Source organism: Allobosea sp. Tri-44, from assembly GCF_004123845.1.
In the GTDB taxonomy this organism is placed as follows: Bacteria; Pseudomonadota; Alphaproteobacteria; order Rhizobiales; family Beijerinckiaceae; genus Allobosea.
In genome coordinates this window covers 201632-222386 of record NZ_NBDP01000007.1, presented here as the reverse complement: position 1 = coordinate 222386, position 20755 = coordinate 201632, and the positions used below count along the sequence as shown (strand labels likewise).

Below are 20755 nucleotides of genomic sequence, written 5' to 3'. Positions count from 1 at the left end.
ATGGCCGCGACGATCATCCCGCTGATCGCGTTGGCAGTGATCGTGGTCGTGCTCGGCGCCGCCTTGCGGGCGACGCTGCGCAAGCCCGGCGCAGGTTCAGTGGCGCAAATCAGTGATGGTGAAGCGAGGGTACGCGCCTATGGCCTCGTGCTACGCGACAAGCTCGATCGCGCCTTGTTCGGCCCGGTGCTGGCCGGGCAGGTCTGGGATCATCTGATGACCTGCCCGGTCGGCGAGGGCCTGATCCACGAATTCCACCGCGACTTCTGTGGCCATGGGCTCATCCGCACCGAGGCCGGCGTCAAGCTGTGCGACATCCTGGACGGCCATCATCCGGGCGAGGCGATCGCGGAATGGCGCTCGCGTGAGGCGTTCGTCGCCTTCTTTGCCGAGCAGTCGGATTATAGCTGCAGCGGCTGGGACGAGAGCTCGCCGGTCTTCTTCACCAGCGACGAGTGGCATCGCAACAACCAGCGCCTGACGCGGGAGAAGCTGTTGCGGTTCCTGGCGGGGCGGCTACCCGCCTGAGCCGCATTCAGTGCAACCGGGCGAGCCAGATGGTGTGGCCGCCGCAACTCGCATCCTCCGCGACATGATCGACGACGGCGAAACCGTTCTCGCCCAGCAGGGCGCGATATTCGGCCGGGTCGAGACTGGCATGATAGAGCGGCTCGCCTTCGAACATGCCGATCGCCTCGCCATGGCTCGGCCCGCTGGTGAAGAGCAATGCCGCGTCATCGCTGGCATGCTCGCGGAAAATCGGGAACATCCGCCGCTGATCATCATGGCCTAGGTGGAAGAAGCTGTCCCAGGCGATCAGCCCGCCGAAGCGCTGGCCGAGCGCGAGCGAGCGCATGTCGGCGACCTGCCAGGCCTGCTTGGGGAAGCGCTCACGGCAGAGCGCGATCAATGGCTCCGACGAATCGATACCGGTGACGGTGCAATCCCGCGCGATGAGATACGCTGCGATCGGCTCGCCCATGCCGCAACCGATATCGAGCACCGAAGGGCTTGCCGGCAGCAGCGACAAAAATCGGTCGAGCCAACGCGCTTCCATCAGCGACCGGCCGCGTTGCTGGTCGTAGGCGGTGGCATGGCGCTCATAGAGCGAGACGATGGCATCGGCGGAACGGGTCATCTGCAAACTTCTACGCACCATCGCTGGCGAAGACGAGCTTGTCAGCTTTCGGGTGGGAGACGCATGCTGACATGACTAGCTTCGTGAGCATGAGATTCAGATCGCGAGGATAGACAGATGAACGCTCACTCCAGCTTCCGAACTGCGATGAAACCGATCACCGTCTCCAATGCCGTGCTCGCCCGCGCCGCCGAAGCCATGCCTTCGGAGGCCGATTTTCCGGCGGCCGCGCCCGGCTCGGACTACGATACAGTGCGTCGCATTCTCTCCTACATCACCAACAACTGGCGCCAGCAGCCGACGATCGAGGCGATCGCCGACGCGGCCGGCGCGACCCCGACCGACGTGCATCACCTGTTCCGCCGCTGGTGCGGGCTGACGCCCAAGGCCTTCCTGCAGGCGATCACGCTCGACAACGCCAAGGGCCTGCTGGCCTCGTCCGCCAGCATCCTCGACACCAGCTTCGAAGTCGGGCTCTCCGGGCCGAGCCGTCTGCACGACCTCTTCGTCACCCATGAGGCGATGTCGCCGGGTGAATGGAAGACCGGCGGCGAGGGCTTGCGACTGTCTTATGGCTTCCACACCTCGCCCTTCGGCGAAGCGCTGGTGGTGGTGACCGAGCGTGGTCTTGCCGGCCTCGGCTGGGTCTCGAACAGCCTCGACGGTGGCAAGGTCATCGGCGGCCGGGCCGAGGCGCTCGCCGACATGATGCGGCGCTGGCCGCATGCGGATTACCGTTTCGATCCGCAGGCAACGAAACCCTATGCGGCCCGCGTCTTCGAGCCCGGCAGCTGGTCGCCCCAGACGCCGCTGCGCGTCGTGCTGATCGGCACCGATTTCGAGGTCCGCGTCTGGGAGACGTTGCTGCGCATTCCGGTCGGCTGCGCCACCACCTATGGCGACGTCGCCGGTCATATCGGCAAGCCCTCGGCGGCGCGCGCAGTCGGCGCGGCGGTCGGCAAGAACCCGATCTCCTTCGTCGTTCCCTGCCACCGCGTCATCGGCAAGTCCGGCGCGCTCACCGGCTACCATTGGGGATTGACGCGCAAGCGCGCCATCCTCGGCTGGGAGGCGGGCCAGGTCGCGAGCGGCCAGGCAGCCTGAGGCGATAGGTTTACTGGATGGCTGGAGCGGGCGCCGCCGCGGGCGGGGGCGCCCGTCTCGCCGTGGCCGGGCGCGGCTTGGCCGTCTCGGGCTTCGGATCGGGCAGGCCGAGCCGGGAGCGGATCGAGGCAGCGCGCGCTTCGGTCACGCGGGCACCGCAGAAACCATGCGAGCCCTCGCGCTGGAAGTCGCGGCAGATCTGCTCGCGCTCCGAGGAGAAGCCGGCCTGCTCGCGGGCGATGGACCTCTGCTCAGGCAAGTCGGCCTTGGCCGAGAGCGCGCGAAAGCCGTCGCGGACCGCCGTCTCGGCCTTGGTGCGTTCGCCGTCGATCTCCTTGGCGCGGGCGGGAAGCGTGCGCACATCCGGCCCCCAGACCCCGCGGGGATCAATGCGGCACGCCGCAGCCTCGATCACGCAGGGCTGCTCGGGCTCGATCACCAGGAAAGCGCCCTCGAGCACGTCGAAGACGATCGGGCAGGCAGGCGCTTCGAGCTTGTAGCGCGCCAGTCCCGCTGGCTTGCCGAGCGAGGTCACCGGCACGGGCGCGTCGCCGAATGAGATCGCGCAGGGTTCGGTGAGATTGCTGGACTGGAAGCCCTCGGCGCGCAGTTTCAGGCCATAGCCATTGCCGGTCTTCTCCAGCGTTGCTTCACCGAAGCCGCCATTGCGGCGCAGCGTCTTGCCGAGGATCGAATCTTCGCCGGGAATCTTGATCGCCGGCATGGTGCGCGGGCGTGGCGTCGCCGGGGCGCCGACCGAAGCCGGCGCCGACTGCTGGGCGCCGGGCGCGTTGAAGGGCTGTGCACCGGGCAGTTGCAACGGCTGCGCCAGAGCCCCACTCGCAAGGCCGAGCCAGGCCAGCGCTGCGCCGGCGGCGAGACGATGGGCGGTCGGGCGGCGAGTCGTGGTCACGGCTGGTTCCCGTTGCGCAAGGTTCTTTTGAATGAATTGGCCGAGCTTGCTGCGCAAGAGCACGAAGGCAACACTTATCCAGAATGGTCAGCCCTGCGAATTCTGTGCAGGACACCGCTCAAAGCCGATTCTTAATCCGGCTCCGTGCCTTGCAAGCAGGGCGTCACCCTCCCTATATACGCCGCCAAGCGGTGGTTTTGTCGACCATCGGGGCCGGATTGTGCCAAGCGCCAACATTCACATGCGAGCGCTGAAACGCAGGACCGGTCGATCTTTATTCTAACCGGCGGCCGAAACCGGGCCGGGGCCAGTGCCTCGTTCCGTCATTTCGCTGCCAGACGTGGATATCCCGGGTTCGTTCGCCGCGGAAGGTGGGGGCGACTTGGGGCCATGGGCCGGAGGACGGCGCCTCGTGCGCGGGCTTTTCGGCGATCTGCTAAATCGAAAGGGATCCCATCCATGGGTAAAGTCATCGGTATCGACCTCGGAACGACCAATTCCTGCGTTGCAGTGATGGAAGGGTCGACGCCCAAGGTCATTGAGAATTCGGAAGGCGCCCGCACCACGCCGTCCATCGTCGCCATCACGGATGACGGCGAGCGTCTGGTCGGCCAGCCGGCGAAGCGCCAGGCGGTCACCAATCCGGAGCGCACTTTCTTCGCCATCAAGCGCCTGATCGGGCGTACCTTCGACGATCCGATGACCAAGAAGGACATCGATCTCGTCCCCTACAAGATCAAGAAGGCCCCGTCTGGCGACGCCTGGGTCGAGGCCGACGGTAAGGACTACTCGCCCTCGCAGATCTCCGCCTTCACGCTGACGAAGATGAAGGAGACCGCGGAGGCCTATCTCGGCCAGCCGGTCACGCAGGCCGTCATTACCGTCCCGGCCTATTTCAACGACGCCCAGCGCCAGGCCACCAAGGATGCCGGCCGCATCGCCGGCCTCGAGGTGCTGCGCATCATCAACGAGCCGACCGCGGCGGCGCTCGCCTATGGCCTCGACAAGAAGCAGGCCGGCACCATCGCGGTCTATGACCTCGGCGGCGGCACCTTCGACGTCTCGGTCCTCGAGATCGGCGACGGCGTCTTCGAGGTGAAGTCGACCAATGGCGACACCTTCCTCGGCGGCGAGGATTTCGACATGCGCCTGGTCGAGTACCTGGCGGACGAGTTCAAGCGCGAGCAGGGCATTGATCTTAAGAAGGACAAGCTCGCTCTGCAGCGCCTGAAGGAAGCTGCCGAGAAGGCCAAGATCGAGCTCTCGACCACGGCGCAGACCGAGATCAACCTGCCCTACATCACGGCGGATGCCTCTGGTCCGAAGCACCTCGCCATCAAGCTTTCGCGCGCCAAGTTCGAGAGCCTGGTCGACGACCTGATCCAGCGCACCATCGAGCCCTGCCGCAAGGCGCTCAAGGATGCCGGACTGTCGGCGGGGCAGATCGACGAGGTCGTCCTCGTCGGCGGCATGACCCGCATGCCGAAGGTCCAGGAGGTGGTGAAGCAGTTCTTCGGCAAGGAGCCGCACAAGGGCGTCAACCCTGACGAGGTCGTCGCCATCGGCGCCGCGATCCAGGCCGGCGTGCTGCAGGGCGACGTCAAGGACGTGCTGCTGCTCGACGTGACCCCGCTGTCGCTCGGCATCGAGACGCTGGGCGGTGTCTTCACCCGCCTGATCGACCGCAACACCACGATCCCGACCAAGAAGAGCCAGGTCTTCTCCACCGCCGAGGACAACCAGGGCGCGGTGACGATCCGGGTCTTCCAGGGCGAGCGTGAGATGGCGGCCGACAACAAGATGCTCGGGCAGTTCGACCTGATGGGCATTCCGCCGGCTCCGCGCGGCATGCCGCAGATCGAGGTGACCTTCGACATCGACGCCAACGGCATCGTCTCGGTGACGGCGAAGGACAAGGCCACCAACAAGGAGCAGCAGATCCGCATTCAGGCGTCCGGCGGCCTCTCCGAGGCCGAGATCCAGAAAATGGTCAAGGATGCCGAGGCGAACGCCGCCGACGACAAGAAGCGTCGCGAGGTGGTCGAGGCCAAGAATCAGGGCGAGAGCCTCGTGCACTCGACCGAGAAGTCGCTGAAGGATTATGGCGACAAGGTTTCGGAGGCCGACAAGGGCGCGATCGAGACCGCGCTCGAGGCCCTCAGGACTGCGCTGACCGGTGAGGACGTCGAGGCGATCTCCTCGCGTACCAACGAGCTGATGCAGGTGTCGATGAAGCTCGGCGAGGCGATGTACGCCGCCAGCCAGGCCGAAGCGAACGCACCCGAGGGCGCCGCTGCCGAGGAGCCGAAGAAGGACGACGTCATCGACGCCGACTTCAAGGACGTCAGCGACGACAAGGGCGACAAGAAGAAGAGCGCCTGAGGCGGCGCGCTGGTCATCGACCGTTACGGGATGGCCGGGCTTGACCCGGCCATTCCATTAAGGCGATGGCGTCGGCAGGACATGACTCGCTGGTCTGCGTAGGAAGCGCAGGGCGGCGTAGGGGCAGCTGGTTGAATGTCGAAGCGCGACTATTACGAAATCCTCGGGGTCTCCCGGACGGTGACGGAAATCGAGCTCAAGGGCTCTTTCCGCAAGCTCGCCATGCAGCATCACCCGGACAAGAATCCGGGCGACAAGCAGGCCGAGATCAAGTTCAAGGAGCTTAACGAGGCTTATCAGATCCTCTCCGACGGCCAGAAGCGCGCCGCCTATGACCGCTATGGTCACCAGGCCTTCGAGAATGGTGGCGGCGGCGCAGGCGGTCCGGCCGACATGTCGGACTTCATGTCCGACATCTTCGAATCCTTCTTCGGCGAGGGCCGTGGCCGCGGCCCGCGCGGCGCTAATGCCCGCGAGCGCGGCGCCGATCTGCGCTATAATCTCGAGATCGGCCTCGAAGACGCCTATGCCGGCAAGAACGAGACTATCCGGGTCCCGACTTCGATGGCCTGCGAGGTCTGCTCGGGCACCGGCGCCAAGGCAGGCTCGAAGTCGCGCCAGTGCCCGACCTGTGGTGGCCATGGCCGCGTTCGCGCCAGCCAGGGTTTCTTCTCGGTCGAGCGCACCTGCCCGACCTGCGGTGGCCGCGGCGAGATCATCGACGATCCCTGCACCGGTTGCCAGGGCGCCGGCCGCGTCACGCGTGAGCGCACGCTCTCGGTCAACATCCCGGCCGGTGTCGAGGACGGCACCCGCATCCGTCTTGCCGGCGAAGGCGAGGCGGGCCTGCGCGGCGGGCCGGCGGGCGATCTCTACATCTTCCTCTCGATCAAGCCGCACGCGATCTTCCAGCGCGACGGCGCCGACCTGTTCTGCCGTGTGCCGATCGGGCTGACCTCGGCCGCGCTCGGCGGCGAGATCGAGGTGCCGACGCTGAACGGTGAAAAGGCCCGGGTGAAAATCCCGGAGGGTACCCAGACCGGCAAGCAGTTCCGCCTCAAGGCCAAGGGCATGAGCGTGTTGCGTTCGCGCGAGATGGGCGATCTCTACATCCAGGTGCTGGTCGAGACGCCGCAGAAGCTCACCGCCCGCCAGCGCGAATTGCTGATGGAGTTCGAGCGCGAGAGCTCCGGCGCCACCCACCCCGAGACCGCCGGCTTCTTCGGCCGCGTCAAGGATTTCCTTGGCGGCCTCGGCGGCGCGGCCTGAGAACAAAAAAAACGGGCGCCTCACGGCGCCCGCCTTTTTTTGATCGGGCCGACCTTGCGGTCAGGCCTTGTCGATCACTTTCTTGACCGCATCCTTGGTCTTGCCGACCGCCTGCTGGGCTTCGCCCTTGCGCTCCTGCGCGATGCCCTCGGCCTGAAGCCCGGGCTTGTCGAGCGCCTTGCCGGCGGCCTGCTTGACGTTGCCGGCGGCTTCGTTGGCCATGCCCTTGATCTTGTCGGTCGTGCTGCCCATCGACATTTTCCTTTCAGAATGATCCGTGATCGGCGCAATAGCGCCGGTTCGGATGGGAGAACGTCACGGCCGGGCTTTGGTTCCGTTCTCAGGCGGGCGAATTGGACGCTGCGATCGCCCGCAGAGCATGGCCGGTTGCTTCGTCTGCCGGGAAGAACGTCTCCAAAGCGAGTTCGGACAGTGTGACATCGACCGGCGTGCCGAACACGGTCGTGGTCGAGATCAGCGACAGGATGGTCTCACCCAGCCGCAGCTTCAGAGGCACGACGATCGGCGGCTCCGCCTCTTCGTGTGATCGGCCCTTCGTGCTCGGGGCGGCCGGAACGGGATAGCTCAGCAATTCGGTCAATAGCTCAGCCAGCAGCGGATCGGCCGTGGCGCGGATCTGCTGACGCAGCCGGGCGATGAGATGACCGCGCCATTCGGTGAGGTTGATGATCGCCGGTGCGAGCCCGCGCGGATGCAGGCTGAGCCTGAGCACGTTTACCGGCGGGCGCAGCAGATCGGCGTCCTCGACCAGTGTCAGCAGCGGCGCGATCATCGCGTTCGCTGCGAGCAGGGTCCAATGCCTGTCGACCGCCACCGCCGGGTAGGGCTCGTGCCCCTTGAGCAGCATGTCGATCGCGCTGCGCGCTGCCTGCAGGCTCGGATCCTCCAGCGAGCGTTCGAGATAGACCGGGGCATAGCCGGCCGAGAGCAAGAGCGCATTGCGCTCGCGCAAGGGCACGCCGAGATGCTCGGCGAGGAGCAGGACCATGTCCCGACTTGGCGCCGAGCGGCCGCTTTCGATGAAGCTGAGATGTTTCTGCGAGATCTCGGCCTCGAGGGCGAGATCGAGCTGGCTGAGACGGCGCAGCTGGCGCCAGTCGCGGATGAGATGCCCGATCACGGGCTGCTGGTGCTTGTTCATGGAGAGCAAGCTAGCCGCAGCCGGGGCGCCTTCCAATTACCTCTCGCTTAATCGACGGGCCGCTTGGGCTTCGTCAGCATGGCTCCCATCAGCAACGGCCCTGACGAGAACGGGCCCAATTGGAGAACAGCCATGGCCTTCATCCAGTCCTCACGTTTCCTGCGTAATGCTCTCGCTCTCGATGCGGCTGCCTGCGCTGGCACCGGCCTGCTGCTCAGCCTCGGGGCCGGTGCGCTCTCCGGCCTGCTCGGCTTTCCGGTCGAGTTCCTGCGCGGTGCAGGTCTGGTGCTGCTGCCCTGCGCCGCTGCGCTGGCATTCTTCGCCAGCCGGGCGCGCCTGCCGCGGCTCGCCGTCTATGCCGTGATCGGCGTCAACATCCTCTGGGTCGCCGATAGTGTGCTGATCCTGGTTGCCGGCTGGTTTGCGCCGACCACGCTCGGCATCGCCTTCGTCCTGGCCCAGGCCGCGGCGGTGGCCGTTGTCACCGAACTCGAAGTGATCGGCCTGAAGAAGTCGGTCACGGAAGCCGCTGGAGCCGAAGCTGCGCTGCACTGATTGCTCGTGCCCCATATTGCGCCGCTGCGGAATGGTCCGCGGCGGCGTTTGCTTTGCGACGGCTTGTCACGAAACTGTCGCCTGTGCTCACTAGCCGGAAGGCCTGCCTCCTCCCCCTGCGGAACAGGACCGTCCCATGCGCAAACCCCTCGTCCTTGCGGCTCTCGCGACGCTCCTCGCCAGCGGAACGGCGCTTGCCGAGCCGAATTTCAACCGCATCGCCACCTTCCAGGTGCCGCTGAACCTCCCGGCCGACCGCGACGCGAAAAAGAAGACGGTCGCGGAGATCATCACCGCCAGCGAAGCGGGAACGCTGCTCGCCTATACCGATGCCGAGCAGAAGGCGATCGGCCTGATCGACATCAGCACGGCCAATGCCCCCAAGCCCGCGGGCTTCATCCCGGTCGGTGGCGAGCCGACGTCGGTCGTCATCCTCGGCGAGCGCGCCTTCGCCGTGGTCGTCGCCTCCGGCGACAACTTCAAGGAGCCGGCCGGCCATCTCGCCACGATCGACCTCAAGACCAGGCAGGTCGCGGCGACATGCGAGCTCGGCGGCCAGCCCGACTCGATCACGCTGACCAAGGACAAGGGCAAGCTCGCCATCGTCATCGAGAACGAGCGCGACGAGAAGCTGAACAAGGGCGACCTGCCGCAGCTTCCCGCCGGCAATCTCACCCTCATCGGCCTCAAGGGCGGCGAGGCCGATTGCGCTTCCAGGCAGGTCGTCGATCTCACCGGTATCGCCGCGGTCGAGCCGACCGATCCGGAGCCGGAATTCGTCGACGTCAACCAGGACGGCCTCGCCGTGGTGACGCTGCAGGAGAACAATCATCTTGCCGTGGTCGATACGAAGACCGGCAAGCTCGTCGCGCATTTCCCGGCTGGCACCGTCGATCTCAAGAACATCGACAAGACCCGCGACGGCCAGATCAAGCCGGTCGAGGAACTGAAGAGCGTGGCGCGCGAGCCCGATGCGGTGCGCTGGCTCGACAATGACCGCTTCGTCACCGCCAATGAGGGCGACTGGAAGGGCGGCTCGCGCGGCTTCACCATCTTCCGCAAGGACGGCACGGTCGAGTTCGATGCCGGCAACATGGTCGACCATATCGCCATCCGTCTCGGCCATTATCCGGAGCGCCGCTCCGCCGCCAAGGGCAGCGAGCCGGAGGGCATCGAGGTCGGCACTTACGGTGGCGATCGTCTGATCTTCGTCGGGCTCGAGCGCGCTTCGCTCGTGCTCGTCTTCAAGGACGAAGGACCGGGCCGTACCCCGCGCTATCTGCAGGCGCTGCCCGCCGGCATCGCGCCGGAGGGGTTGCTCGCCATCCCCCAGCGCAATCTCTTCGTTTCCGCCTCCGAGGCCGATCTCGGCGACAAGGGCGGGCCGCGCTCGGCGGTGACGATCTACGAGCGTAGCGAGGCCCCGATCGCCTATCCGACCATCGTCTCGGCTGATGTCGATGGCGCCCCGCTCGGCTGGGGTGCGCTGTCTGGTCTTGCCGCTCATCCCGAGCTGCCGGGCCGGCTCTTCAGCGTCACCGACAGCGCCTATACGCCCTCGCGTATCCTCGAAATCGACGCGACGAAGAAGCCTGCGATGATCACCGGCGCGCTCACCGTGACCAAGGACGGTAAGCCCACCTCCTATGATCTCGAAGCGATCGCGACCCGCCCGGGCGGCGGCTTCTGGCTGGCTTCGGAAGGCGCGCCGGAGCGCAAGGAGAAGCCGACGCAGAACCTGCTGCTGCGTACTTCTGCCAAGGGCGAGGTCGAGGAGGAGATCGCGCTCCCCGAGGAGTTCGCCGCCAAGGCGATCAACCAGGGCTATGAGGGCGTCGCCGTCACTGGCTCCGGCCAGGACGAGACGGTCTGGATCGCGGTCCAGCGCGAGTGGAAGGACGACCCCAAGGGCAAGGTCAAGCTCCTGACCTACAAGCCTTCGACCAAGAGCTGGGGCATCCTCTATTACCCGCTGACGGCTCCCGCCGCCGGCGCCTGGATGGGCCTCTCCGAACTGACCTATCTCGGCGACGACAGCTTCGCGGTGATCGAGCGTGACAATCAGTTCGGCGCCAAGGCGGTGAAGACGCTGGCTACCTTCTCGGTGAAGGGCCTGAAGCCGGCGCCGTTCGGCTCCTCGGAGATTCCGACGGTCGAGAAGAAGCTGCTGCGCGACCTGACGCCGGACCTGATGAAGCTCGGTGGCTACGGGCTCGACAAGGTCGAGGGCATGGCGGTCGACAGGGCCGGCGAGCTCTTCGTCGTCACCGACAATGACGGCGTCGACGACTCCTCCGGCGAGACCCAGTTCTTCGCCTTTGGCAAGCTCGCGAAATAGGGCGCAAAACAAAAAAGCCGGCGAGTGACGCTCGCCGGCATGTTGGCGCCCTTGGATGTTGCTGCCGCCGAGTACAGCAATCCCGCCGGGTCATGTCTTGCTGCCAGCGCTGCGACATGCGCTACTTCCACCAAAGGGGAGGCGGCGCATGGCCCGTGAGGTTCTGTCACAGGACGGCACGCCGTCTCATCCCGATCACGGCGGCTCCATCCCTGCCCTGACTTTCGGGGCTCTGGGTGTCGTCTACGGCGATATCGGGACCAGCCCGCTCTATGCGCTCAAGGAAGCGGCCCGGGCCGCGAGTGCCGGAGGCGCCCTGCAGCCGGAAGCTGTCATTGGCTGCGTCTCGATGATCCTCTGGGCGCTGATCCTGATCATCTCGATCAAGTACTCGATCTTGATCCTGCGCGCCGGCAATCGCGGCGAAGGCGGCATCATGGCGATGCTGGCCCTGCTCAAGGCGCGCCATGCCAAGCCAGGCACAGGGCGAGCCTATGCTCTCGTCATCGGACTCGTCGGCGCCGCTCTGCTCTATGGCGACGGTGCGATCACGCCGGCCATTTCCGTGCTCAGTGCGATCGAGGGTCTCAAGGTCGACGCACCGATGCTGGCTCCGGCCGTCGTGCCGTTGACGGCCGCGATCCTGATGGGCGTCTTCCTGGTCCAGAGCAAGGGCACCGGCTTCATCGGCCGGCTGTTCGGGCCGATCATGCTGTTCTGGTTCCTGGTGCTCGCGCTGCTCGGCATCCGGGGCATCCTGATGGCGCCGGAGATTCTCGCGGCGATTAACCCGTTCGCTGCGCTCTACTTCATCACCCACACCGCCCCGCTCGTCGGCTTCGCCGTGCTGGGGGCCACCTTCCTGGCCGTGACCGGGGGTGAGGCGATGTATGCGGATATGGGCCATTTCGGCCCCAAACCCATCCGTCTCGCCTGGTTCACCATCGTGCTGCCGGCGCTGATGCTCAATTATTTCGGCCAGGGCGGGCTGCTGCTCATCCAACCTGCAGCCCTCAACAACCCGTTCTACCAGCTCGCCCCGGACTGGGCGCACTATCCCCTGATCTTCCTCGCCACCGCTGCGGCCGTCATTGCCTCGCAGGCCGTGATTACCGGCGCCTATTCGCTGACCCAACAGGCCGTGCAACTCGGCCTCTTCCCCGCCGTCCACATCAAGCACACGGCCCATGACCAGAAGGGGCAGATCTACATCCCGATCGTCAACTGGATGATCTGCCTGGCGACGCTGACCTCGGTCTTCATGTTCCGCTCGTCCGACGCGCTGGCCGGAGCCTATGGCATCGCTGTCTCGCTGCTGATGGCCATCACCACCGGGCTAGCAGCGCTGATCGCCCTCAAATGGGGCTACAACCCGATCCTTGTCGTGGCGGTCAACGGTTTCTTCCTGCTGATCGACCTTGCCTTCTTCTCAGCCAACCTGCCCAAGCTCCATGAAGGTGGCTGGTATCCGCTGGTCCTGGCGCTCGTGCTGGTGGTGATCATGCTCACCTGGCGGCGCGGCCTTGCTTTGGTGGAGGTAGCCCGCAGCCGCCAGCGGGAGCCGGAGAAGGAATTTCTCGACATGCTGGCGACGAACCCGCCAGTGCGCCTTCCGGGGACTGCCGCCTTCCTCGCCTCGGCTGCGCGTGGGCTTCCGCTCTCGCTCACGCATTTCGTCCGCCACAACCACGCCCTGCACGAGCGCATTCTTCTTGTCACCGGCAAGCTGGAGGAAATCCCGCGCGTGTCCGACGAAAACCGCATGGAGGTGATCGAGCTCGCCCCCGGCGTCACGCGCGTGATCCTGCATTTCGGCTTCATGGAGACACCGCGCTTTCCTGACGGCTTGCGCTGCGGTGTCGAGCGCGGCCTTCTGCCGGGCGTCGATCTCGACCAGATGTCGTATTACATCGGCCGCGAGACGGTCATTCCGCGCGAGGAGATTGCGGGGATGGCGATGTGGCGGGAGGCGCTCTTCTCCTTCATGCAGCGCAACGCCGAGCGTTCGGCCGCCCATTTCCATATCCCGGCCAAGCAGGTCGTGGAGGTCGGGGTGGAGATCGAGATCTGATCGCCGGAGCGATCAGCCAAACGCATCACTCCGGACAAGCTACGAAGTAGCGCAAATCCGGAATCCATCGAAGGGCGCTGAGCTCTACGATGGATTCCGGCGCTCCACTTCGCTGAGCCCGGAATGACGGCGTGTGCCGAAAAGCCGGTCTTTTCAGAGCCCCAGCTTCTTCTTGCGCTGCCCGAGCGTGCGCAGGCGCAGCGCGTTGAGCTTGATGAAGCCGGCGGCGTCGCGATGGTCGTAGGCGACCGCACCTTCCTCGAAGGTGACGAGGTCCTGGTCGTAGAGCGAGTATGGGCTGGAGCGGCCGATGACGTGGACGCCTCCTTTGTACAGTTTCAACCGCACTGTACCCGCCACGAACTCCTGGCTCTTGTCGATCAGCGCCTGCAGCATCTCGCGCTCGGGCGAGAACCAGAAGCCGTTATAGATCAGCTCGGCATATTGCGGCATGAGCTGGTCCTTGAGATGGGCGGCACCGCGGTCGAGCGTGATCGACTCGATGGCGCGATGCGCCACGGCGAGGATCGTGCCGCCGGGCGTCTCGTACATGCCGCGCGACTTCATCCCGACGAAGCGGTTCTCGACCAGGTCGAGCCGGCCGATGCCGTTGTCGCGGCCGAGATCGTTGAGCTTCGCCAGCAGCGTCGCCGGCGAGAGCTTGACGCCGTCGATCGCGGTCGCATCGCCCTTCTCGAAGTCGATCGAGATCACTGTCGGCTTGTCGGGGGCGTCCTCCGGCGAGATCGTGCGCGAATAGACGTAGTCAGGCACTTCCTGGGCCGGGTCTTCCAGCACCTTGCCCTCGGAGGAGGCATGCAGCAGGTTGGCGTCGACCGAGAACGGCGCCTCGCCGCGCTTGTCCTTGGCAATCGGGATCTGGTGCTGCTCGGCGAAGGCCAGCAATTGCTCGCGCGAGCGCAGGTCCCATTCGCGCCAGGGCGCGATCACCACGACGTCGGGCTTCAGCGCATAGGCGGTCAATTCGAAGCGGACCTGGTCGTTGCCCTTGCCGGTCGCGCCATGCGAGACGGCGTCGCCGCCGACCTTCTCGGCGATCTCGATCAGCTTCTTGGCGATCAGCGGGCGGGCGATCGAGGTTCCCAGCAGATAGACGCCCTCATAGGCGGCATTGGCCCGGAACATCGGGAAGACGTAGTCGCGCACGAACTCCTCGCGCAGGTCCTCGATATAGATGTTCTCCGGCTTGATGCCGAGCAGCAGCGCCTTGTCGCGCGCCGGGCCGAGCTCCTCGCCCTGGCCGAGATCGGCGGTGAAGGTCACGACCTCGCAATTGTAGGTGGTCTGCAGCCACTTCAGGATGATCGAGGTATCGAGCCCGCCGGAATAGGCGAGCACGACCTTGTTGACGCGCTTGTCGACCATGGGCTTCAGTTCCTGCAGTGGCGGCACGACGGATCGTGCACAGTGTGAGAATGCGGCTTAGCCGGCCGCATTTCGGACGTAACCGGGCACTATCGCAGGGTTTGGGGCGACGCAATCGGAACCTTCTGATCGATTACGCGTCGTCGTTTGATGGATCGCTGTCGGTAACGCGTTTGCGGCTTCTGGCTTGCGGGTCGATTCGCGGGGGCGGAGAATCGATCCAGTTTTTTTAAGCCGCTCCCGCGCGGAGGTTTGATGCCGAATCGTCCTGTTCTGGATTTCTGGTACGAGTTCGCATCGACCTATTCCTGCCTGAGCGCCCTGCGGATCGAGGAGCTGGCCGATGCAGCCGACGTCAGCGTGCGCTGGCGGCCTTTCCTGCTCGGCCCGATCTTCGCTGCCCAGGGCTGGACCAGTTCGCCATTCAATCTCTACCCCAACAAGGGCCGCTATATGTGGCGCGACGTGGCGCGACGGGCCGGCCGAGCTGGCCTCACAATCGTCAAGCCCGAGACCTTCCCGCAGAACTCGCTGATTGCGGCGCGGCTCGCGCTCGCGGGACGCGAGGCCGGCTGGCTGCCTGCCTTCTCCAGGGCGCTGTTCCGCTCCGAGTTCTGCGAAGGCCGCAACATCGCCGAAGAAGCCGTGCTGAGTGGTGCCCTTCGTGAGGCGGGCGCCGACCCCTCAGCAGCCTTTGCCGCCTCGCGCAGCGAGGAGGTCAAGGGACGGCTCAAGGCCGAGACCGAGCTCGCCAAGTCGCTCGGCATCTTCGGCGCGCCGACCTTCGTCACCGGCGACGGCGAGCTGTTCTGGGGCGACGACAGGTTGGAGGAAGCACTCGCCTGGGCGAAGGACGGGCGCTGACGCGCTCGCGACCTCTTCAGGTGCGGTTGTTTGTCTTCCAGCAGGCCGTCGAGGCGCTCGCTTTCCAGACGCCGTTCGCCTTGCAGCCGGCGAGCGCGGGGTTGCAAATGCGCGCCACGCAGGCGCTGGGATTGTTGCGGTTCTGGCAGTTTTCGTCGCAACGCTGATAGATCTTCATGCAGGACCTCTGCGTCGTTTGGCAGCCTTCCTGCGCGAGCGCGGGTCGCGGAAGCGCAATCGCGAGCGCCAATGCGGTCAGTCCGAGAAAGCTCCGCATTGTCGTCTCCGTTCCCTAACGACAAGCTATTGCCGGGGCCGTCGCGAGTCCACAGCGCGAGAAGTCGGCTCAGGCCGGTGGCGCTGGCCGCGACCACGGCCCATGTGCGGCCGAGGTCTCGGCGATCTCGGGCAGCGTCTGGCGCTCGCTGATCTTCGGCGGACCGGGTGATGCCTGTGGCGGCAGGCGCCCGCCGGCGGTCTGCACCAGCGCCTGCACGCGCTTGGTCACGGAAGGATGGGTCGAGAACAGATCGGCGAAATCGTCGGGGTCGTTCTCGAAGCACATGTCCATCACGCCCGACGGCACATTGTCGATGTCGGCGCGGCCGGAGATCTTCAGCAGGGCCGAGATCATCGCGTCGGGGTTCTTGGTCAGTTCGACCGCCCCGGCATCGGCGAGGTATTCGCGAGCCCTCGACAACGACAGCCGGATCAGCACGGCGAGCAGCCAGGCGACGGCAATCACCGCAAAGCCGAGGACGATCGCAAAGCCGCTGCCCTTCTTGTCGCCGTCCGAGGAGATGCGAACCCGCCCGAGATTGCGGAACAGGATTTCGCCGACGAAGGAGATGATGCCGGCGATCACCACGGCGATCACCATCAGCCTGACGTCGCCATTGCGGATATGGGTCAGCTCATGGGCGATCACCGCTTCGATCTCGGCGTCGTTGAGCTGCTCGATCAGCCCGGTGGTCAGCGTCACCGTGAACTGCTTGTCGTTGACGCCGCTGGCGAAGGCGTTGAGCGCGTCGCTCTGGATGATGGCGAGCTTCGGCGTCACCATGCCGCGCGAGATGCAGAGATTCTCCAACATCCGGTAGAGCTTGGGCTGCGCCTCCCGCGTCACGCCCTCGGCGCCCGAGACAGCCTCGATCAGCGCGACATTGACTCGAAAGCCGATCAGGACCCAGGCGGCCGTGCCGAGCGTGATGAACGGCAGCCAGGCCCAGAAGCGCTGGCCGACGAAGTTCAGCACCGTGCGTCCGCGCGGCACGCCGACATAGCCGTAGCCGACCAGCATCACGCCCCAGACGGTCAGATAGACCATCAGGAAGAGCCCGATGATCAGGGCGATCGACCGGGTCCGGTTGTTGCGCTGATGGGTGTAGAGCCCGAAGGCTTCCCCCGGCATCGCCGCAGCTCCGCTGTGACGCTTCTCTAGGCGCTCAGAACTTCACGGTCGGCGCGACTTCGATTTGCGCCCGCGTCTCTTCGCCGACATCGAAGAATTCGCGCGGGGAGAAGCCCATTTGCGGTGCGAAGAACACGGCCGGGAAGGCCTGGATCGCCGCATTGAACTCGCTGACCGCGTTGTTGAAGAAGCGCCGAGCCGCTGCCAGCTTGTCCTCGACATTGCCGAGGTCCTGCTGCAGCTGCTGGAAGTTCGCGCTCGCCTTCAGGTCGGGATAGGCCTCGCCCAGTGCGAGCAGGCGACCGACCGCGCCGGTCAATTGCTGCTCGGCAGCCGCCTGGTCGTGCGGGCCGGATGCGGCCTGCGCCTGGTTGCGCGCCTTGATCACCGCGTCGAAGGTTTCCTTCTCGTGGCTGGCATAGCCCTTCACGGTTTCGACCAGGTTCGGGATCAGGTCGTGACGCTGCTTCAATTGCACGTCGATGTCGGCGAAGGCCTGGTTGACGCGCTGGCGCATCGCGACGAGGCCGTTATAGGTCATGATCAGCCAGACCACGACGACGACGATCAGTCCAAGGACGACCCAACCCATGGTGTTCTCCTCCGGCACAGGCGATCTTGCGGCACAGGCGATCTCGCCGGCAACCTTGCATGAAGGGCGACGGTAGGGAAGCTTCTCGGATTATGTACTGGAGCGCAGGCTCGAGCGCGCCTGGCTCAAGCTGATGTCGGCCGAAGACGACGCCCTCTCGATCAGCAGCGTCGCCTTCGAGGTCGGCTTCGGCGACCTCTCCTATTTCAATCGCAGCTTCCGCAAGCGCTTCGGCCGCTCGCCCTCGCAGGTCAGGGCCGGCTGACGCCCGCTACTTGGGCGAGACCGGCGCATTCTCGGCGAAGGCGGGAATGGCACGGCAATGGCCGGCAATCTCGGCAATGTTCGGCCATTGCGCGGTATCGAGCCCGATGCGGGCAGCGCCGACCGTCTGCGGGAACAGCACGATATCGGCGATGGACGGTCGGTCGCCGACGACGAAGCGGCCGGTGCGCCGCCGTGCGATCAGCGCTTCGACTGCGCTCAAGCCCTCGCTGACCCAGTGCCGGTTCCAGCTCGCGACCTCCTCGGGCCCGACGCCGGGAAGGCTTCTCAGGCGGGCGCCGATGCGCGGCGGCAGCAGCGCGTGGATCTCGGCTGCGATTGCGAGAGCGACCGAGCGTGCGAAGGCCCGCTGCTCCGGCTCGGCAGGCAGCAGCGGCGGCTCCGGAGCGATCTGGTCGAGATAGTCGATGATCGCCAATGACTGCGTGATCAGCCAGCCACTATCGGTGAGCAGTGCCGGCACCAGCCCTTGCGGATTGAGTGCGCGATACTCCGGTCTCCGGCTGGCGGCGTCGTCGCCGAAGATGGTGACGAGCTCTTCCTCCACTTTGAGACCCTTCAGGGCGAGCGCGATGCGCACCCGTGCGGTCGCGGACGAGACTTTGTTGAGATAGAGCTTCATGGTTTCCTCCCGTGGTCTTTTCCGGCGAATGGCGGTGGTCAGCCGAAGGTGAAGGCGTAGGCGCGAGCGCCGGGGTCGAGGAACTCGATGCTGAAATCGCGGGCCTTCACCGGCCCGTCCTGGCGAACCAGCTGGTAGAGCCGCTCGTCCCCGATCGTGCCGTAGCCGTCGGCGTCGATGTCGGCGCCATGGGCGCTGCCAGGCGCGGCGCCGTCGATGGTGACGCGGAAGCGGACCGGCGGGCCGCCGGGCGCACGGCCCATCACCAGATGCAGGTCGCGGGCATGGAAGCGGTGGTTGATCCGCCCGCCCGCCTGCTGCGACGTGGCGAATTCACCGGCGACCGTCCAGGTGCCCGACAGGCTCCACTGGTTGAGGCGCGGGGAGGTGGCGGTCTCGTAGGTGGCCGGCGCATCAGCCCGGATGCCGCCCGGCGAGGCGAAGCCATTGCTGCGGGCATGGCCGAGATAGGTCTCGGGCGAGCGCAGATTGGCGAAATCCGGCGCCCCTTGCGCGCCTTCGCCCGAAACCTTGGCGATGCCGGGCTCGACCTTGCCGCCGGCCTCGGCGAGCAGCGACTGGATCAGCCGCTCGGAGGCTGCATAGTCGCCCTCGCCGAACTCGTGATGCCGGGTGCGACCCTGCGCGTCGATGAAGTAGCGGGCAGGCCAGGCCTGGTTGCCGAAGGCGCGCCAGACCGCATAATCGTTGTCGATCGCGACCGGATAGCTCACGCCGAGCGCGGCGACGGCCTTGCGCACATTGTTCGGGTCCTTCTCGAAGGCGAATTCCGGCGTGTGCACGCCGACCACGACGAGGCCGCGGTCTTTGTACTTCTCGGCCCAGGCGCGGACATAAGGCAGCGTACGCAGGCAGTTGATGCAGGAATAGGTCCAGAAGTTCACCAGCACGACCTTGCCGCGAACGCTCTCGGCGGTGAGCGGCTCCCGGTCGAGCCATTGCTTGGCGCCGAACAGCGGCTTGGCTGCCGGCTGTGCCTGCGCGGTTGTGACGAGGCTCGGGGCAACTGGCATCGCGATATCGAGGAGGCGCTGCTCGATCGCAGCCGTGGTCGGCGCCGACAGGCGGGTGAGGACGCTGGTGTCGAAGCCGAAGGCGATCGCGATCGTGCTCGCGACCACCGCGACACCGAGGCCGCGGCGCAGCGGCTCGAACAGGGCAGCAGGCCGCCGGGCCCGCGCCAGCAGCCGGTTGCCTAGCAGCAGGACGGCTGCCAGCGCGGTGGCCGCGCCAGCCGCATAGGCAAAGAGCAGGAGCGCGGTGGTCAGGCTCGGCCCGCCGAGAGCGGCGCCGGCGAGGATCAGGCCGAGCACCGGCCCGGCGCAGGGCGTCCAGAGCAGGCCGGTGGCGACGCCGAGCAGGGCGGAGGACGCAGGCCGCAGATCGGTGCGGCCGTCAGCGCCCGCAATGCGTGTCAACTTCTCGCCGAGCGCGGTCAACGGCGCGGCGAGGCGTGTCGCCAAAGCCGGGAACAACAGGGCCAGCCCGAACAGGGCGACGAGGCCGAGCGCGACCGAGCGGCCGTGGCTGTTGAGCGCGATCGCCCAGCTGCCTGCGACCGCGGCGAGACTGGCCACAGCGGCGAAAGCCAAGGTCATGCCGAGCAGCATCGGCAAGGTGCTGCTGCGGAAAGGCTGGCCGGCGCGCGTCAGGACGAAGGGCAGGACCGGCAGGATGCAGGGGCTGGCGATGGTCAGGATGCCGGCGAGATAGGCCAGAACGAAGGTCATGGAAGTCTCCTCGGAGGCGTCAGGAGCGGGCTGCGCCGCGCCGTGGCGACGGGTTCGATGACACGACCGGGGCGGAGCCGTAGCTGCGCGGGCCGGTGAAGGCGCTGCAGGCCATCGCGAAGCTCGTCGCCGCCGCCAGCATCACAGCAGCGAGCAGACGGCGTGGAGCCGGAGCGGTTTGCTGCTGGCCCGGGGCGGACGCCGTGGCGGTCAAGGGAACGATGCGGGTCATCGCCGTACTCCGATTTTACTTGTCGAGCGATTGGATCGCTCGACAAGTAAACGAAAGCGAAGCGCCGCTCAATCGCTTGAAAATAAATCGTGCGTCAAATATCTGTGAGCGATCCTTTGCCGGGAGACGTGCGTGATGGGCGATTCAGGGCAGGCGGCTCAGCACGCCGGCGCCGACAGGCTGCCGGGGCTCGACGAATTCCTCTGTTTCGCGGTCTATTCGACCAATCTCGCCTTCAACCGCGTCTACAAGCCGCTGCTCGACGAGCTCGGGCTGACCTATCCGCAGTATATCGCGCTGGTCGCGCTCTATGAGGAGGGCGACCAGACCGTCGGCAAGCTCGGCGAAAAACTCTTCCTCGATTCGAGCACGCTGACGCCGCTGCTGAAGCGCTTGGAGACGATGGGCGCGGTGACGCGCCAGCGCGACCCCCAGGACGAACGCCAGGTCCGGATCAATCTGACGGCGCAGGGGCGGGCTTTGCGCGAGCGGGGCAGGGCGGTCAGGGTCAGCATGCAGCGCGCCACCGGGCTTGTCCCCGAGGAGCAGCGCCATCTGCGTGAGGAGATGGTGCGTTTGCGCGGCAATCTCATCGCAGCCGAGCACGCTGACTAAGTGCTGCGCGCAGCCGCATCCTAGCCGGATGAGTTTCCTGTGCGGCAGGCGGCACGGGACCTGCT

20 protein-coding genes and 1 pseudogene are annotated in these 20755 nt (G+C 66.1%); 10 read left to right on the top strand and 11 right to left on the bottom strand.

Features of this window, described 5'->3' with window-relative positions:
- Nucleotides 1-528 carry a hypothetical protein gene (locus B6S44_RS07550; protein ID WP_129156186.1) on the top strand — a complete coding sequence of 176 codons (528 nt, stop codon included), beginning with the start codon at nt 1-3 and terminating at the stop codon, nt 526-528.
- Between the two features lie 7 nt (nt 529-535).
- Here the strand turns inward: B6S44_RS07550 and B6S44_RS07545 are convergent, their stop codons facing one another.
- The gene (locus B6S44_RS07545) at nt 536-1138 is read right to left on the bottom strand and encodes a class I SAM-dependent DNA methyltransferase (RefSeq protein WP_129156184.1); all 603 of its coding nucleotides are present in this window, start codon (nt 1136-1138) and stop codon (nt 536-538) included.
- A gap of 198 nt (nt 1139-1336) precedes the next feature.
- Here B6S44_RS07545 and B6S44_RS07540 point away from each other — a divergent pair, with 198 nt between their 5' ends.
- Nucleotides 1337-2242: a methylated-DNA--[protein]-cysteine S-methyltransferase gene (locus tag B6S44_RS07540; RefSeq protein WP_129156597.1), complete on the top strand. Its 906-nt coding sequence runs from the start codon at nt 1337-1339 to the stop codon at nt 2240-2242.
- A gap of 10 nt (nt 2243-2252) precedes the next feature.
- Here the strand turns inward: B6S44_RS07540 and B6S44_RS07535 are convergent, their stop codons facing one another.
- Nucleotides 2253-3155 (bottom strand): hypothetical protein, encoded by a 903-nt coding sequence (locus B6S44_RS07535; protein ID WP_129156182.1) that lies wholly within the window; start codon nt 3153-3155, stop codon nt 2253-2255.
- A gap of 459 nt (nt 3156-3614) precedes the next feature.
- Here B6S44_RS07535 and dnaK point away from each other — a divergent pair, with 459 nt between their 5' ends.
- Together dnaK and dnaJ are read left to right on the top strand one after the other, a co-directional pair.
- The gene (gene dnaK, locus B6S44_RS07530; protein WP_129156180.1) at nt 3615-5537 is read left to right on the top strand and encodes a molecular chaperone DnaK; all 1923 of its coding nucleotides are present in this window, start codon (nt 3615-3617) and stop codon (nt 5535-5537) included.
- Between the two features lie 135 nt (nt 5538-5672).
- Nucleotides 5673-6806: a molecular chaperone DnaJ gene (gene dnaJ, locus B6S44_RS07525; RefSeq protein WP_129156178.1), complete on the top strand. Its 1134-nt coding sequence runs from the start codon at nt 5673-5675 to the stop codon at nt 6804-6806.
- Between the two features lie 60 nt (nt 6807-6866).
- Here the strand turns inward: dnaJ and B6S44_RS07520 are convergent, their stop codons facing one another.
- Both B6S44_RS07520 and B6S44_RS07515 read right to left on the bottom strand, forming a co-directional pair.
- A complete protein-coding gene (locus B6S44_RS07520) occupies nt 6867-7058 on the bottom strand; it encodes a CsbD family protein (RefSeq protein WP_129156176.1) in 192 nt (63 codons plus the stop codon).
- Nucleotides 7059-7146: 88 nt separating this feature from the next.
- Complete coding sequence (locus B6S44_RS07515; protein ID WP_129156174.1) at nt 7147-7968, bottom strand: helix-turn-helix domain-containing protein; 822 nt, start codon at nt 7966-7968, stop codon at nt 7147-7149.
- Between the two features lie 132 nt (nt 7969-8100).
- Here B6S44_RS07515 and B6S44_RS07510 point away from each other — a divergent pair, with 132 nt between their 5' ends.
- The 3 genes from B6S44_RS07510 (at nt 8101) to B6S44_RS07500 (ending at nt 12932) form a co-directional block, all read left to right on the top strand.
- Nucleotides 8101-8523 (top strand): hypothetical protein, encoded by a 423-nt coding sequence (locus B6S44_RS07510; RefSeq protein ID WP_129156172.1) that lies wholly within the window; start codon nt 8101-8103, stop codon nt 8521-8523.
- 136 nt (nt 8524-8659) lie between these two features.
- Entirely contained in the window at nt 8660-10861 is a 2202-nt protein-coding gene (locus B6S44_RS07505; RefSeq protein ID WP_129156170.1) for an esterase-like activity of phytase family protein, read from the top strand.
- Between the two features lie 217 nt (nt 10862-11078).
- Nucleotides 11079-12932 (top strand): potassium transporter Kup, encoded by a 1854-nt coding sequence (locus tag B6S44_RS07500; protein WP_248309510.1) that lies wholly within the window; start codon nt 11079-11081, stop codon nt 12930-12932.
- A 153-nt stretch (nt 12933-13085) separates the two neighbouring features.
- On the opposite strand, the gene B6S44_RS07495 is transcribed toward B6S44_RS07500, so the two are convergent.
- Nucleotides 13086-14318 carry an argininosuccinate synthase gene (locus tag B6S44_RS07495; protein ID WP_129156166.1) on the bottom strand — a complete coding sequence of 411 codons (1233 nt, stop codon included), beginning with the start codon at nt 14316-14318 and terminating at the stop codon, nt 13086-13088.
- A 255-nt stretch (nt 14319-14573) separates the two neighbouring features.
- On the opposite strand from B6S44_RS07495, the gene B6S44_RS07490 reads away from it, so the two are divergent.
- Nucleotides 14574-15182, top strand: a complete 609-nt coding sequence (locus tag B6S44_RS07490) for a 2-hydroxychromene-2-carboxylate isomerase (protein WP_129156165.1) — start codon at nt 14574-14576, stop codon at nt 15180-15182.
- Between the two features lie 16 nt (nt 15183-15198).
- On the opposite strand, the gene B6S44_RS07485 is transcribed toward B6S44_RS07490, so the two are convergent.
- The 3 genes from B6S44_RS07485 to B6S44_RS07475 form a co-directional block, all read right to left on the bottom strand.
- Nucleotides 15199-15432, bottom strand: a complete 234-nt coding sequence (locus B6S44_RS07485; RefSeq protein WP_129156163.1) for a hypothetical protein — start codon at nt 15430-15432, stop codon at nt 15199-15201.
- Nucleotides 15433-15528: 96 nt separating this feature from the next.
- Entirely contained in the window at nt 15529-16593 is a 1065-nt protein-coding gene (locus B6S44_RS07480; protein ID WP_129156162.1) for a M48 family metallopeptidase, read from the bottom strand.
- 34 nt (nt 16594-16627) lie between these two features.
- Nucleotides 16628-17185: a LemA family protein gene (locus B6S44_RS07475; RefSeq protein ID WP_126113829.1), complete on the bottom strand. Its 558-nt coding sequence runs from the start codon at nt 17183-17185 to the stop codon at nt 16628-16630.
- A 91-nt stretch (nt 17186-17276) separates the two neighbouring features.
- Between B6S44_RS07475 and B6S44_RS29800 the strand changes: the two are divergent.
- A pseudogene (locus B6S44_RS29800) lies at nt 17277-17450 on the top strand (helix-turn-helix domain-containing protein); the annotation flags it as partial.
- Between the two features lie 6 nt (nt 17451-17456).
- On the opposite strand, the gene maiA reads toward B6S44_RS29800, so the two are convergent.
- The 3 genes from maiA to B6S44_RS07455 are packed head-to-tail and all read right to left on the bottom strand — an operon-like array spanning nt 17457 to nt 20075.
- The gene (gene maiA, locus B6S44_RS07465; RefSeq protein WP_129156160.1) at nt 17457-18092 is read right to left on the bottom strand and encodes a maleylacetoacetate isomerase; all 636 of its coding nucleotides are present in this window, start codon (nt 18090-18092) and stop codon (nt 17457-17459) included.
- Nucleotides 18093-18130: 38 nt separating this feature from the next.
- Nucleotides 18131-19843, bottom strand: a complete 1713-nt coding sequence (locus tag B6S44_RS07460) for a cytochrome c biogenesis protein DipZ (protein ID WP_129156158.1) — start codon at nt 19841-19843, stop codon at nt 18131-18133.
- Between the two features lie 19 nt (nt 19844-19862).
- Nucleotides 19863-20075: a hypothetical protein gene (locus tag B6S44_RS07455; RefSeq protein ID WP_129156156.1), complete on the bottom strand. Its 213-nt coding sequence runs from the start codon at nt 20073-20075 to the stop codon at nt 19863-19865.
- A 135-nt stretch (nt 20076-20210) separates the two neighbouring features.
- Here B6S44_RS07455 and B6S44_RS07450 point away from each other — a divergent pair, with 135 nt between their 5' ends.
- Complete coding sequence (locus tag B6S44_RS07450) at nt 20211-20690, top strand: MarR family winged helix-turn-helix transcriptional regulator (protein ID WP_129156596.1); 480 nt, start codon at nt 20211-20213, stop codon at nt 20688-20690.
- Nucleotides 20691-20755 lie beyond the last annotated feature (65 nt).

Bases quoted from the DNA above. Each gene is read 5' to 3' on its own strand.
- B6S44_RS07495 (WP_129156166.1), bottom strand. From the start codon at position 14,318: ATGGTCGACAAGCGCGTCAACAAGGTCGTGCTCGCCTATTCCGGCGGG.
- B6S44_RS07520 (WP_129156176.1), bottom strand. From the start codon at position 7,058: ATGGGCAGCACGACCGACAAGATCAAGGGCATGGCCAACGAAGCCGCC.
- B6S44_RS07540 (WP_129156597.1), top strand. From the start codon at position 1,337: ATGCCTTCGGAGGCCGATTTTCCGGCGGCCGCGCCCGGCTCGGACTAC.
- B6S44_RS07515 (WP_129156174.1), bottom strand. From the start codon at position 7,968: ATGAACAAGCACCAGCAGCCCGTGATCGGGCATCTCATCCGCGACTGG.
- dnaJ (WP_129156178.1), top strand. From the start codon at position 5,673: ATGTCGAAGCGCGACTATTACGAAATCCTCGGGGTCTCCCGGACGGTG.
- B6S44_RS07480 (WP_129156162.1), bottom strand. From the start codon at position 16,593: ATGCCGGGGGAAGCCTTCGGGCTCTACACCCATCAGCGCAACAACCGG.
- dnaK (WP_129156180.1), top strand. From the start codon at position 3,615: ATGGGTAAAGTCATCGGTATCGACCTCGGAACGACCAATTCCTGCGTT.
- maiA (WP_129156160.1), bottom strand. From the start codon at position 18,092: ATGAAGCTCTATCTCAACAAAGTCTCGTCCGCGACCGCACGGGTGCGC.
- B6S44_RS07490 (WP_129156165.1), top strand. From the start codon at position 14,574: ATGCCGAATCGTCCTGTTCTGGATTTCTGGTACGAGTTCGCATCGACC.
- B6S44_RS07505 (WP_129156170.1), top strand. From the start codon at position 8,660: ATGCGCAAACCCCTCGTCCTTGCGGCTCTCGCGACGCTCCTCGCCAGC.
- B6S44_RS07510 (WP_129156172.1), top strand. From the start codon at position 8,101: ATGGCCTTCATCCAGTCCTCACGTTTCCTGCGTAATGCTCTCGCTCTC.
- B6S44_RS07460 (WP_129156158.1), bottom strand. From the start codon at position 19,843: ATGACCTTCGTTCTGGCCTATCTCGCCGGCATCCTGACCATCGCCAGC.
- B6S44_RS07455 (WP_129156156.1), bottom strand. From the start codon at position 20,075: ATGACCCGCATCGTTCCCTTGACCGCCACGGCGTCCGCCCCGGGCCAG.
- B6S44_RS07545 (WP_129156184.1), bottom strand. From the start codon at position 1,138: ATGACCCGTTCCGCCGATGCCATCGTCTCGCTCTATGAGCGCCATGCC.
- B6S44_RS07450 (WP_129156596.1), top strand. From the start codon at position 20,211: ATGGGCGATTCAGGGCAGGCGGCTCAGCACGCCGGCGCCGACAGGCTG.
- B6S44_RS07550 (WP_129156186.1), top strand. From the start codon at position 1: ATGGCCGCGACGATCATCCCGCTGATCGCGTTGGCAGTGATCGTGGTC.
- B6S44_RS07475 (WP_126113829.1), bottom strand. From the start codon at position 17,185: ATGGGTTGGGTCGTCCTTGGACTGATCGTCGTCGTCGTGGTCTGGCTG.